This window comes from Actinomadura viridis (assembly GCF_015751755.1).
Classification (GTDB): domain Bacteria; phylum Actinomycetota; class Actinomycetes; order Streptosporangiales; family Streptosporangiaceae; genus Spirillospora; species Spirillospora viridis.
In genome coordinates this window covers 8,655,063-8,667,753 of the sequence record NZ_JADOUA010000001.1, presented here as the reverse complement: position 1 = coordinate 8,667,753, position 12,691 = coordinate 8,655,063, and the positions used below count along the sequence as shown (strand labels likewise).

13 protein-coding genes are annotated in these 12,691 nt (G+C 72.9%); 10 read left to right on the top strand and 3 right to left on the bottom strand.

Features of this window, described 5'->3' with window-relative positions; translation table 11 throughout:
- The first annotated feature begins 119 nt into the window (after positions 1–119).
- From IW256_RS43020 to IW256_RS39415, 3 genes are all read left to right on the top strand, one after another.
- The gene (locus IW256_RS43020; protein ID WP_197015791.1) at positions 120–1,340 is read left to right on the top strand and encodes a PucR-like N-terminal domain-containing protein; all 1,221 of its coding nucleotides are present in this window, start codon (positions 120–122) and stop codon (positions 1,338–1,340) included.
- Positions 1,341–1,458: 118 nt separating this feature from the next.
- Positions 1,459–2,328 carry an SAM-dependent methyltransferase gene (locus tag IW256_RS39420; protein ID WP_231404106.1) on the top strand — a complete coding sequence of 290 codons (870 nt, stop codon included), beginning with the start codon at positions 1,459–1,461 and terminating at the stop codon, positions 2,326–2,328.
- 303 nt (positions 2,329–2,631) lie between these two features.
- On the top strand, positions 2,632–2,772 hold the full coding sequence (locus IW256_RS39415) for a hypothetical protein (protein ID WP_197015790.1): 141 nt from the start codon (positions 2,632–2,634) through the stop codon (positions 2,770–2,772).
- Between the two features lie 72 nt (positions 2,773–2,844).
- Here the strand turns inward: IW256_RS39415 and IW256_RS39410 are convergent, their stop codons facing one another.
- The 3 genes from IW256_RS39410 to IW256_RS39400 are packed head-to-tail and all read right to left on the bottom strand — an operon-like array spanning position 2,845 to position 5,292.
- A complete protein-coding gene (locus IW256_RS39410) occupies positions 2,845–3,012 on the bottom strand; it encodes a VOC family protein (RefSeq protein ID WP_197015789.1) in 168 nt (55 codons plus the stop codon).
- Between the two features lie 7 nt (positions 3,013–3,019).
- On the bottom strand, positions 3,020–4,219 hold the full coding sequence (locus tag IW256_RS39405) for a mandelate racemase/muconate lactonizing enzyme family protein (RefSeq protein WP_197015788.1): 1,200 nt from the start codon (positions 4,217–4,219) through the stop codon (positions 3,020–3,022).
- Between the two features lie 14 nt (positions 4,220–4,233).
- Complete coding sequence (locus tag IW256_RS39400) at positions 4,234–5,292, bottom strand: LacI family DNA-binding transcriptional regulator (RefSeq protein WP_197015787.1); 1,059 nt, start codon at positions 5,290–5,292, stop codon at positions 4,234–4,236.
- 172 nt (positions 5,293–5,464) lie between these two features.
- Between IW256_RS39400 and IW256_RS39395 the strand changes: the two genes are divergently transcribed.
- Genes IW256_RS39395 through IW256_RS39365 form a run of 7 tightly spaced genes read left to right on the top strand, consistent with a single transcriptional unit; the run spans position 5,465 to position 12,615 of the window.
- Positions 5,465–6,334, top strand: coding sequence for an ABC transporter permease (locus tag IW256_RS39395; RefSeq protein WP_197015786.1), 870 nt, complete (start codon positions 5,465–5,467; stop codon positions 6,332–6,334).
- 13 nt (positions 6,335–6,347) lie between these two features.
- Positions 6,348–7,376, top strand: coding sequence for an ABC transporter substrate-binding protein (locus IW256_RS39390; protein WP_197015785.1), 1,029 nt, complete (start codon positions 6,348–6,350; stop codon positions 7,374–7,376).
- Between the two features lie 28 nt (positions 7,377–7,404).
- Entirely contained in the window at positions 7,405–8,223 is an 819-nt protein-coding gene (locus IW256_RS39385) for an ABC transporter ATP-binding protein (RefSeq protein ID WP_197015784.1), read from the top strand.
- Between the two features lie 52 nt (positions 8,224–8,275).
- The gene (locus IW256_RS39380) at positions 8,276–9,427 is read left to right on the top strand and encodes a Gfo/Idh/MocA family protein (RefSeq protein ID WP_197015783.1); all 1,152 of its coding nucleotides are present in this window, start codon (positions 8,276–8,278) and stop codon (positions 9,425–9,427) included.
- A 44-nt stretch (positions 9,428–9,471) separates the two neighbouring features.
- Complete coding sequence (locus IW256_RS39375; protein ID WP_231405766.1) at positions 9,472–10,566, top strand: dihydrodipicolinate synthase family protein; 1,095 nt, start codon at positions 9,472–9,474, stop codon at positions 10,564–10,566.
- A complete protein-coding gene (locus IW256_RS39370) occupies positions 10,563–11,390 on the top strand; it encodes a sugar phosphate isomerase/epimerase family protein (protein ID WP_307829358.1) in 828 nt (275 codons plus the stop codon). The genes IW256_RS39375 and IW256_RS39370 overlap by 4 nt, the downstream gene beginning before the upstream one ends.
- Positions 11,391–11,400: 10 nt before the next feature.
- Positions 11,401–12,615: a purine-cytosine permease family protein gene (locus tag IW256_RS39365; protein ID WP_197015780.1), complete on the top strand. Its 1,215-nt coding sequence runs from the start codon at positions 11,401–11,403 to the stop codon at positions 12,613–12,615.
- Positions 12,616–12,691: the final 76 nt, after the last annotated feature.

Sequence of the window (12,691 nt, the reverse complement as noted above, 5' to 3'; positions counted from 1 at the left end):
AACGTTCGGTCCGGAACGGGCCAGGCCCCCGGTCCCCGTCCGCCCGCTTCTCCGACGATCATGTGTGAGTCGGGTTACATGTGAGCTTGGGGTTCTCTGGCGGAAAGGACTGGTTCGCGGTGGAGGTGTCCGATCGGCTGCTCGACATCCAGTCACAGTTCCCCGACGGCATGACGGCCTCGCTGGCCCGATCGCTGCGCAAGCACGTTCCCGCCATCGTGAAGGAGGCGGTGGCCGAGATCGAACGCGGCGTGCCCGAGTACGCCCGCCCGCACGACGCCCGCTACTCGGAGGTGCTGGAGCAGTGCGTCGGCTGGTCGATCGGGCATTTCGTCGACCTCTTCGCCGATCCCCGCCTCTCCTCGGCGGAGATCATGGACTTCTTCCGCGAGATCGGGGTCGGTGAGGCACGGGAGGGCCGGAGCCTGGAACCGCTCCAGGCGGCGATGCGCACCGGAGCGGGGGTGGCGGTGGGGCGGCTCACCGAGGCGTCCGAACGCAGCGAGCACCCCGTCACGGCCGGCCTGATCGCCCAGGTCGCGCAGGCGGTCCTGCTCTACCTCGACGGCCTGGTCTCGGTGGTCGCCGAGGGGCACGGCGAGGTCACCGCGCGGGCGGTCGGCGAGCGGCGCAACCGCCGCCGCAGGCTGCTGGACCTGCTGGTCGAGGAGCCCGCGCCCCGGCTCGCCGACCTGCGCGAGCCCGCGCAGGCGGCGGACTGGCGGCTGCCGCGCACCGTGGCCGCCCTCGCGCTCGGCGAGCGGCACCCCGACGCCCATCCGCCCTCGTTCCCCGAGGACATCCTGCCCGGGCTGCACCTGGAGCGGCCGTGCCTGATCGTCCCCGACCCCGACGGGCCCGGCCGCCACCGGCTGCTGCGCGCCGGGCTGCGCGACTGGGTGGGCGCGCTGGGTCCGACGGTCACGCCCACCGAGCTGGCCCGGTCGCTGCGCTGGGCCCGGCAGGCGCTCGACCTGGCCTCGGCCGGTGTCATCGTCCACGACGGCCTGGTGCTCGCGGAGGAGCACGCGCCGATCCTGCTGATGGCACAGGACCGCGACCTGCTCGAACGCGCCGCGTCCCGCAGGCTCGAACCGCTGATGAGGCTGCGCCCCGCGCAGCGCCACCGGCTCGCCGAGACCTTCCTGACCCTGCTCGAATGCGGGTTCAACGCCACCCAGGTTTCGGTCCGTCTCCAGGTCCATGCTCAGACCATCCGCTACCGGGTCCGCCAGCTGGAGTCGCTCTTCGGCGACGACCTCTACGACCCGGCGCGGCGCCTGGAGTTCCACATGCTCCTGCACGCCTGGCTCGCCACGCACCGGGAACCCGGCGACTGATCCCTCCCGCGGGTCCGCGCCGTGACACGCGACCGCACCGGATGTTTTTTGGACAGTCGCCCCCTTCGCCCGGTCATCTCCCGCATAGGATTCCGAGCGGAGTCGGCGATCTTGTCGCATGGCGGGCGCGGGCCCGCGGGTACTGGAGGTCGAGCAGGTGGCGGACGACCGGCGTTCCCCGGCGGTGCTCGGCATGCACGCCGCCCATCCGGCGCGCCTGTACGACTACTACCTCGGCGGCAGGGACAGCTTCGAGGCCGACCGCCGGGTCGCCGAGGAGGCGCTCGCGGTCGCGCCCGAGCTCCGCGCCATCGCGGCCGAGAACCGCGCCTTCCTGCGGCGGGCCGTCCGCCACCTGGTGGACGCGGGAATCCGGCAGTTCCTCGACATCGGCACGGGCCTGCCGACGCGGCGCAACGTGCACGAGATGGCCCAGGAGATCGCCCCCGAGACGCGGGTCGTGTACGTCGACAACGACCCGGTCGTGATCGTGCACGCGCGGGCCCTGCTGACCGCGCACCGGCAGGTACCCGGGGAAGAGGCCGGCGGGCCGGGCCCGACGGCGGTCGTCGAGGCCGACGTCCGCGAGCCGGAGCGGATCCTCGCCGATCCCGACGTGCGCGGGATCATCGACTTCGGCCGCCCGCTGGCGATCCTCATCACCTCGGTGCTCCAGTTCGTCCCCGATCCCGAGCCGGCCACGGTCGTCGCCCCGTTCCGCGACGCGATGGCCCCGGGCGGCCACCTGGTGCTCTCCCATCCGACCCAGGACCTGCGCGCCGTCCAGGCCGCCCGGGTGACCGGCGCGTACAAGCGCGTCGGCATCCCCACGGTGACCCGCCCGAAGGCCGAGATCGAGCGCGCCTTCGAGGGGTTCGGCCTGCTGGACCCGGGGATCGTGCAACTCCCCCTGTGGCGCCCGGACGGCCCGGTCACGCCCGACCTCGACCGCATCTGGATGTACGGCGCGGTCGGCCGCAAGCTTTGACCTCCGAGAGCGGGAACGGTTGTGGGGCCGTCCCCTCAGCGGTCCCACATCCCCGGTGGCGTTCCCGTCCGTTCCCGCGGGTGACGAACTCTAGAGCGCCCGCACACCACCGGCTTTCCGCCGCGCGCAGGAAACCTGCGCCCCCGCGCACCGGCATCGGCGAGCGGTCGCGCGGAATCGGTCCTCGTCAGAGACCGTAGGTCTAGACCATTTTGCGGAACAGGGCGGGTCATCCGAGAAGATCTCCTTCTCCGCGCACGCCGCGGAGCGCACACCCATCGTTCTAGGAGGACGGCGACAACCGTGAGCACCTCTCTGGCCAATCCCCGTCGCACCAGGATCGTCGCCTGGCCCACGCAGGGCTCGGCGAACCCGGATCAGGAGCAGCCGGCCCCCTCCGCCGACACCGCCACCGCGGCCGACGACCAGGGCGGCGAGCAGTGACACGGGGGCCGCTCGGAACGCCCGTCGGGCCTTCCGAGCGGCCCCCGAGGGGATCACGCCGGGAAGTACTCCCTAGCCGGGGTTCTGCATCAGCGCCAGCACGGCTCCGGCGGGGTCCTGGATGACGCAGTACGCGCCGGGCCCCTGTCCCTTGGGACCGGAAACGACCGCGCCGCCGAGTTCGGCGCATCTGGCGAGTCTTGGTGACGGCCGGACCCGCGGGCCCATGCCCTCGGGCACGGCCCTGTTACGGGACGCCGGTGGTCAGGACGTCGACGGCGAGGCGGCGCACCTCGGCCTCGTCGACCTCCACGCCCAGCCCGGGACCGTCGGGGACGTGGGCGGTGCCGCCCTCGACCCGCACGGTCGGGCCGGCGTACGGGGACTCCACGAACTGGCGGCCGTTGAGGTCGACCGGGGTGTCGATGCCGTGGGCGGCGAACAGGTGCAGGGACGCCGCCAGCCCCAGGTCCGAGTCGGTCAGGCCGGAGCCCATCAGCTGGACGCCGCTGTCCTCGGCCAGCGCGCACATCCGCCGTGAGAGCGTGAGCCCGCCGTTGCGCTGGACCTTCGCGATGGCGATGTCGATCGCCTCCAGGCGGACGAAGGTCGACAGGTCGGACGGGTGGCGCAGGCTCTCGTCCAGCGCCACCGGGATCGGGCAGGTCTCCCGCAGGCGGCGCAGCCCGGCGACGTCGTTGGCGGGAAGCGGCTGCTCGAACGCGGTGACGTCCAGCCCGCGCAGGCGCCCGGCCATCCGCAGCGCGGCGTGCACCGTGTAGCCCTGGTTGGCGTCGACCCACAGCGGGGCGCCGTCGCCCGCGTGCGCGCGGACGGCCTCCACCACGGCCGCGTCGGTCGCCTCGTCGTGCAGGCCGATCTTGACCTTGAACGCGCCGTAGCCCAGGTCGCGTCCCTCGGCCACGCTGTCGCCCACTTCGGCGGGAGACTGGCCGGAGACGATCCAGCCCAGCTCGATCCGCTCGGTGCGGCGCCGCCCCCACAGCACGCCGAGCGGGACGCCCGCGGCCCGCCCGAGGAGGTCGTTCAGCGCGACGTCCAGCGCGCACTTGGCCAGCGGCGCGCCGATGCTGAAACCGCGGTTGATCGCCCGTTCGAAGGCCGCGTTCGCCCCGTCCAGGTCCCAGGCGGGACGGCCGGCGACGGCGGGGGCCAGGTAGCGGTCGACGGTGGTGACGATCGACTCGGCGGTCTCGTAGGTCCAGGCGGGGATGGGGGTCGCCTCGCCCCAGCCGCTCACGCCGTCCGCGCTCACCTTGACCAGGACGCGCAGGCTGGGCCGGCCGGCGACGGCGACCGCGCCGCCGGCGACCCCGAAGGACCGCCGGGTCGGCAGCGCGACCGCGAACGTCTCGACGCGCTCGATCCGCAGGTCGCGCAGGTTCGCCGCGGCGGGGGCAGGCGGGGTGGAGGGCTGGGGACTCATCGGCGGCTCCGTGTTCATCGTCGTTGCCGGGGGGCTGCGGTGCTGCTGCGCAGGACGACCTCGCCCTTGATCCGTTCCACCCGGCTGCGCCGGGAGGCGGGCTCGCGGACGGCCAGTTCCATGACCCGCTCGCCCATGAGGTCGAGCGGGAGCGCCACGGTGGTGAGGGGCGGGGTGAGGTCGCGGACGATGGGGATGTCGTCGAAGCCGGCCAGCGACACCTGGCCGGGCACGTCCACGCCGTGGTCGCGGAACGCGGCCAGCGCGCCGATCGCCATGACGTCGGTGACGGCGAAGACGCAGGTCGGAAGGTCGCCGCCGTTCAGCAGCCGCTCGGCCGCCGCGTAGCCGCCGTCACGGGTGAAGCCGGCCTCGATCACCCGGTCCTCGGGCAGCTCGATCCCGGCCTCGGCCAGGGCGTCGGCGAAACCGCCGAGCCGGTCGGCGACGGTGGTGAGCAGGCGCGGGCCGGTGAGCACGGCGAAGTCGCGATGCCCCAGGCCGACCAGCGTGCGGGCCAGCTCGGCCGCTCCCTCGCGGTTCTGCGGCAGCACCGCGTCGGCCTTGAGGGTGCGGTGCCGGCTCACCACCGCGACCCGGCCGCCGGCCCGCTGGTAATGCTCCAGCTCGGCGCCCATCGAACGTTCCCAGTCGCGGTCCTCGAAGCCGGAGCCGATCAGCAGGATCGCGCGGGCCCGCTGGGCGCGCAGCATCGCGATGTACTCGATCTCGCGGGCCGGATCGCGGAACGTGCTGGCCAGCATGACCATCAGCCCGTGCTCGGCGGCGGTCCGCATCACGCCACGGGCGATGCTGGCGAAGTACGGGTCGCTGACGTCGTGGCAGATGACCCCGATCGCCATGCTGGAGGAGCCGGCCAGCGCCTGCGCGTGCGCGTTGGGCGTGTAGGCCAGCTCGCCGGACGCCGCCAGCACCCGTTCCCGCAGGTCGGCCCGGACCTGCGTGGTGCCGTTCAGCACCCGCGAGGCGGTCGCCAGGGAGACCCCCGCCCGCCGGGCCACATCCTGCAACGTCACGTGCGGCCGGCCGGGCGTCCGCTCGTCCTCGGTCACTCGCCGCCCCCTTGGTCAAACCCGGTCAACCTCGGTCAACCTCGCTGTTCGTGGCCAGATTGGGGTGGGTCACCCTCTTGACCTCGCCGTGCGCCGTTCTTACGGTACATCAGAAAGCGCTTTCAGAATGCGCTTTCCCGGCCACACGTCCGTCCCCGACCACGGAGGTCCCATGGTGAGTCAGGGCACCACCACCGCTTCACCGGACGCGCCCCCCACGGGCGTGGCCGAGCGGAGCGGCCCCACCCCGGGCGAGCGCGCCCGCGACGCGCTGGAGCGCTCGTGGCGGCCGGTCGGCCTGCTCATCGCCTGCCTCGCCGCCTGGTGGGCGGTCACCGCGGCCGAACTGGTCGAGCCCTACCTCGTCCCGTCCCCCGGCACCACGCTGAGCCTGATGGCCGACAAGTGGTCCTACATCTGGCACCACAGCTGGGTGACGACCTACGAGACCCTGCTCGGCTTCGCGATCGCCGTGATCGTGGGCATCGCCGCCGCGGTGGTGATGGTCTACTCCACGACGATCGAGAAGACGCTCTACCCCGTCCTGCTGTTCGCGCAGGTCATCCCCAAGATCGCGATCGCCCCGCTGTTCGTGGTCTGGCTCGGCTTCGGCATCGCGCCCAAGATCGTGGTCGCGGTGCTCATCGCCTTCTTCCCCGTGGTCATCTCCATGGTCACCGGGCTGAAGGCGGTGGACCCGGAGATGGTGCAGCTGTCGTCCACGATGGGCGCCGGTCCCTGGCAGACGTTCGTCAAGATCAGGTTCCCGGCCTCGCTGCCCTACCTCTTCTCCGGGCTCAAGGTCGCGGTGACGCTGGCGGTCACCGGCGCCGTCGTCGGCGAGTTCGTCGGCGCCAACGAGGGCCTGGGCTACGTGATCCTCCAGGCCAACGGCAACCTCGACACCCCCATGCTGTTCGCCGGACTACTGGTCATGTCGCTGATCGGCGTCGTGCTGTTCGTCCTGGTCGAACTGGCCGAGCAGTTCCTCCTGCCCTGGCACGCCAGCCGCCGCGGCGACGCCGTGACGACCACCTACTAACGGAGACCACCCCATGAAACTCCGCACCTTCGCCACCATCGCCACCGCCCTCCTCCCGGCCCTGGCGCTCACCGCCGGCTGCGGCGGCGGGGACTCCGACGAGACCACCAGCGCCTCCGGCAAGAAGCTCACCAAGGTGACGCTGACCCTCAACTGGTACCCCTACGGCGAGCACGCGCCGTTCTACTACGGCAAGAAGCAGGGGATCTTCGAGAAGCACGGCATCGACCTGCAGATCAACGCCGGCCAGGGCTCGCAGAAGACCGTCCAGGCCACCGGCGCGGGCCAGACCGACTTCGGCTGGGCCGACACCCCGGCGCTGCTGGCGGCCGTCGACAAGGGCATGCCGGTCAAGAGCCTCGGCGTGTACCTGCAGACCACCGCCGCCTCGGTCCAGTCGTTCACCGAGACCGGCATCAAGAAGCCCGCCGACCTCAAGGGCAAGCGCATCGCCGGCACGGCGGGCGACGCGCTGTCGCGCACCTTCCCCGCCTTCCTGAAGAAGAACGGGATGAGCGAGGCCGACGTGCCGATCCAGAACACCGACCCGGCGGGCAAGATCGCCGCGGTGATCTCCGGCAAGGCCGACGGGCTGCTCGGCTTCGCCAGCGACCAGGGCCCGATCATGCAGGACAAGGCCAAGAAGCCGGTGTCGGCGCTGCGCTTCTCGGAGTTCGGCCTGAACTTCTACTCCAACGGGCTGCTGGTGGGCGAGCGCAAGCTCAAGAGCGAGGCCGACCTGGTGAAGCGGATGGTCACCGCGACCAGCGAGTCCTGGACCGCCGCGCAGGGCGACCATGACAACGCGGTCGCGGCCATGGCCGGGGCCTCCGACCAGCTGCCGCCCGTGCCGGTCATCACCGAGCAGTTCAAGACGACCCTGACCCTGCTGCACACCGACGCCACCAAGGGCAAGGCCCCCGGCGTCAACACCGAGGCCGACTGGAAGGCGACGATCGACCTCTTCGCCCAGACCGGTGTCATCACCAAGCCGCAGGAGCCCGGCGCGTACTGGCAGGCCGACGCCGCACCGCAGGGCTGACCGAGCGACGGGACCATCGATGAGGATCATGAGCAAGCCGGAGACCGCACCCCAGACCGACCCCGCCGCCGAGGCCCAGGCCGCGGTCCACGTGGACGAGGTGGCCGTCCGTTTCCGTACCCGCAAGCGCGACGTCACGGCGCTGCGCGAGGTCTCGCTCGACGTGCCCATGGGCGAGTTCGTGTCCATCGTGGGCCCGTCGGGCTGTGGCAAGTCGACGCTGCTGAAGCTGGTCGCGGGCCTGCTCAAGCCCACCACCGGCACCGTGCGGCTGCGCGGCGACAAGGTGACGGGCCCGCGGCACGACATCGGGTACGTGTTCCAGCGCGCGGCCCTGCTGGAGTGGCGCAGCGCGCGCCGCAACATCCTGCTCCAGGCCGAGATGCGCAAGATGCCGTCGGCGCAGGCCAGGCGCCGCGCCGACGAGCTGATCGAGATGACCGGCCTGCGCGGGTTCGAGGACGCGCTCCCGCACGAGCTGTCCGGCGGGATGCAGCAGCGGGTGGCGCTGTGCCGCGCGCTGCTGCACGAGCCGCGGGTGCTGCTGATGGACGAGCCGTTCGGCGCCCTCGACGCGCTCACCCGCGAGCAGCTCAACGTCGAGATGAACCGGATCTGGCGGGAGACCGGCACCACCGTGCTGCTGGTCACGCACTCGATCGCGGAGGCGGCCTACCTGTCCAACCGGGTGGTGGTGATGAGCGACCGGCCCGGGACGATCAGGGAGATCATCGACGTCGACCTGCCGGCCGAGCGCCAGTACTCCCCCACCATGGCCAAGCCCGAGTTCTCCCGTGTCACCTCCCGGATCCGGGACCTCCTGGGGGCGGGGGCCGCCGCGGACTGACCCCGCGGCCCCCTTCGCAAGCCCCCCGCACACGTACGAAGAAAGGAACGCGATGGCACGCAGGTCCATCGGCATCGTCATGAACGGCGTCACCGGCCGCATGGGATATCGCCAGCATCTCCTCCGTTCGATCCTGGCGATCCGGGAACAGGGCGGGCTGACGCTGGCCGACGGCACCGTGCTGTGGCCGGAGCCGGTGCTGGTCGGCCGCAGCGAGGACAAGCTGCGCGCCCTGGCCGAGAAGCACGGGCTGGACGCCTGGACGACCGATCTGGCCGAGGCGCTGGAGCGTCCCGGCACCGAGATCTACTTCGACGCCCAGATCACCTCGGCGCGGCTCCCGGCGATCCGCGCGGCCATCGCGGCGGGCAAGCACGTGTACACCGAGAAGCCGCTGGCCGACGACCTGGAGGGCGCGCTGGCCCTGGCGCGGCTGGCCGACGAGGCCGGCATCCGGCACGGCGTCGTCCAGGACAAGCTGTTCCTGCCCGGGCTGCGCAAGCTGAAGCGGCTGGTGGACGGCGGCTTCTTCGGGCGCATCCTGTCGGTGCGCGGCGAGTTCGGCTACTGGGTGTTCGAGGGCGACTGGCAGGACGCGCAGCGGCCCAGCTGGAACTACCGGGCCGAGGACGGCGGCGGGATCATCGTCGACATGTTCTGCCACTGGCGGTACGTGCTCGACAACGTGATCGCGCCGGTCAGGTCGGTGCAGGCCCTGGGCGCCACGCACATCCCCGAGCGGGTGGACGAGGACGGCAAGCCCTACGACTGCACCGCCGACGACGCCGCCTACGGCATCTTCGAGCTGGACGGCGGGATCATCGCCCAGATCAACTCCTCGTGGACCACCCGGGTGTTTCGCGACGAGCTGGTGGAGTTCCAGGTGGACGGCACCGAGGGCAGCGCGGTCGCGGGGCTGCGGCGGTGCCGCGTGCAGCACCGTTCGATGACGCCCAAGCCGGTGTGGAACCCCGACCTGCCCGCGACCGAGGACTTCCGCGGCCAGTGGCAGGAGGTCCCCGACAACGAGGAGTTCGACAACGGCTTCAAGGTGCAGTGGGAGATGTTCCTGCGGCATGTCGCCGAAGACGCCCCGTTCGACTGGGACTTCTACGCGGGTGCGCGGGGCGTCCAGCTCGCCGAGCTGGGGCTGAAGGCGTGGCGTGAGGGCAGGCGGCTCGACGTGCCGGAGCTGAACCGGTGAGACTCGACCTTCCGGAGGCCGGCGGCTCGCTCGTCCCGTACACGATGGGCGAGCCGCGCGCCTTCACCGCCCCGCCGGGCCCGGCCGCCTCGCGCGTCGCGTACGCGGCGGCGCACGTGGTACCGGACCCGTTCGCGGAGGAACCCGCGCTCGACTGGGACACCACGCTGGCGTTCCGCCGCCACCTGTGGTCGTACGGGCTGGGCGTGGCCGAGGCCATGGACACCGCCCAGCGCGGCATGGGCCTGGAGTGGGACACCACCCGGGAGCTGATCCTGCGCAGCGGCGCCGAGGCGCGGGCCTGCGGCGGCCGGATCGCCTGCGGCGCGGGCACCGACCAGCTCCCGCCCGGTCCCACCTCGCTCGACCGTGTCGTCGCCGCGTACGAGGAGCAGCTCGCGGTGGTCGCGGAGGCGGGCGCCGTCCCGATCCTGATGGCCAGCCGCCAGCTCGCCGCCTCGGCGAACGGGCCGGAGGACTACGCCAAGGTGTACGGGCGGCTGCTGGGCGGGCTCGACCGCCCGGCCGTGCTGCACTGGCTGGGCCCGATGTTCGACCCGGCGCTGGAGGGCTACTGGGGGACGCCGGACCTGGACGCGGCGGCCGGCGCGGTCCTCTCGATCATCGAGGACCACGCGGACAGGGTGGACGGCATCAAGGTGTCGCTGCTGGACGCCGGGCGGGAGATCGCCCTCCGGCGCCGGCTGCCCGCGTCCGTCCGGCTCTACACCGGGGACGACTTCAACTACCCCGAGCTGATCCGCGGCGACGAGCAGGGGCACAGCGACGCCCTCCTGGGCATCTTCGACCCCATCGCGCCCGCCGCCGCGACCGCCCTGCACGCGCTGGACGCGGGCGACCTGGCCACCTACGAGGAGGTCTTCGCCCCCACCCTGCCGCTCGCCCGCCACATCTTCGAGACCCCGACCTACTACTACAAGACGGGCGTGGTCTTCCTGGCGTGGCTGGCCGGGCACCAGCGGCACTTCCGCATGGTGGCCGGGCTGGAGAGCGCGCGGCCGGTGCTCCACCTGGTGCGCCTCTTCCGGCTCGCCGACGCCGCCGGGCTGTTCCCCGACCCCGGGCTGGCCGCCGCCCGGATGCGGGCGTGGCTGACCGTCCTGGGGGTGGCGCGGTGAGCCTCAATCAGCGGAGCGTCGATCCGCGGTTCAGCCTCAACCAGTGGACGACGCGCCACTGGCCCCTTCCCGACCTCGTCGCGGGATGCGTGGACAGGGGCGTGCGCGGGGTCGGGCTCTGGCGCGAGCCCGTCGCCGAGTACGGGGTGGCGCGTACCGCCAAGCTCGTCCGGGACGCGGGGCTCTCCGTCACGTCCCTGTGCCGGGGCGGGTTCTTCCAGCGGCCGGACGCCGTCGCCGAGAACCGGCGGGCCATCGAGGAGGCCGCCGAACTGGGCGCGCCGTCCCTCGTGCTGGTCAGCGGCGGCCTCCCGGAGGGGTCCCGGGACGTCGACGGCGCCCGCGAACGGGTGGCCGAGGCGCTGGCCGAGCTGGCGCCGTACGCGGGAGAGCACCACGTCCAGCTCGCGATCGAGCCGCTGCACCCGATGTACTGCTCGGACCGGTGCGTGGTGTCCACGCTCGGCCAGGCGCTCGACCTGGCCGCGCCGCACCCCCCGGACCAGGTCGGGGTCATCGTCGACACCTACCACCTGTGGTGGGACCCGGCCGTGTACGACGGCATCGCCCGTGCCGGAGCCGAGGGCCGGATCTCGATGTTCCAGGTGGCGGACTGGACCACCCCGTTGCCCGAAGGGGTCCTGACCGGACGCGGCATGCTCGGCGACGGCTGTGTGGAGCTGCGCCGCTTCCGCGAGGCGGTGGAGGCCGCGGGCTACGCGGGCCCCATCGAGGTGGAGATCTTCAACACGGAGCTGTGGGCGATGCCCGGCGCCGGAGCCCTCGACCTCACCCTGGCCCGCTTCGCCGAGCACGTGCTCTGACAGGGGCGGTGTGACCGAGGAACGGGCGCCCCGGACATGGCGGAGCTCGGCGGGAGCGTGGCTCGGGATCGGGACGGCCCCCGGCACCCTGGTGCTGGGCGCCCAGATCGGCGGGCGGCACGACGGCGCGCTGCCCCTGGTGGTCCTGCTCGCGGGCGGTGCGGTGATGGCCGCCATGCTCGCGGCGCAGGGCCGGCACGGGCTGCGCCCGCCCGCCGGGGAGAACGCGACGCTGGCCGAACTGTCCCCGCGCTACCTGCCCCCGGCGACCGACCGCGCGGTCACCGGGCTGCTCGCCCTGGCCATGATCGGCTGGTTCGGCTTCAACGTCGGGCTGGGCGGCGGGGCGGTCGCCGCGCTGACCGGGGCGCCCGACATCGCCGGGGTGCTGGTGCTGTCCCTGCCGATCGTGGGTGTGCTGGTGGCCGGTTCCGGCCGCTGGAACGTGCTGGCGCTGGTGACCACGATCATCGCCATCGCCCTGATCGCGGTCGTCACGGTCCGGCTCGCGCCGTCCTCCCCGCCGGTGACCCTGGCCCGGGACGGCCCGCCGCTCGGCCTGGCCGCCGATCTGGCCGGTTACATCGGCTACGCGTCGGTGTTCGCGGTCCGGGCGCCCGACTTCACCGCCGGGCTGCGTGACCGCCGGGACCTGTGGTGGTGCGTGGGCCTGCTGGTCCTGCCCGCCCTCGCGGCCACGGTGGTGGGCGCCGGCCTGGCCGCCTCCAGCGGGTCGGCCGACGTGGTCGCGGTGCTGGCCGGGCCGGACGGGCTCCCGGTGGCCAACCTCTTCGTGGCCGCCTCGGTGATCGCCCCGACACTGGCCGCCGTCCACTCCGGCGTGTTCGCGGTCCGCCGCTTCGCGCCGCGGCTCCCGAACGCGGGGGCGGTCCTCGTGCTCGCCGTCCCGGGCGCCGTGCTGGCCTGCCTGCGGGTGGACCGGCTGCTGCTGTCCTGGCTGACGATCCTGGCGGCCGTGCTGCCCGCGCTCATCCCGCCGATCGCCGCCGAGGCCCACCGCCGGCGCCGCGCCCGCCGGACGCTCCCTCTCGCGCACCATGCCGGGCGGTACGTGCGGACGTGGCTGTGGGCGCCCGGCGCGGCGCTCGCGCTCGCGCTGACGCTCGCGGGCGTACCGGCGGCGGCTCCGGCGGGGCTCGCGGTGTCCCTGCTGGCCACGGTCACGCAGAGTGTCGCGCGGCAACGTCGGAGAATTCGTCCTTGACGGCCAGGTGGCCTTCTCGTACTTTCGGGAAAGCGCTTCCAGAAAGCGCTTTCCAGCCACACCCACCCCCCTTTGG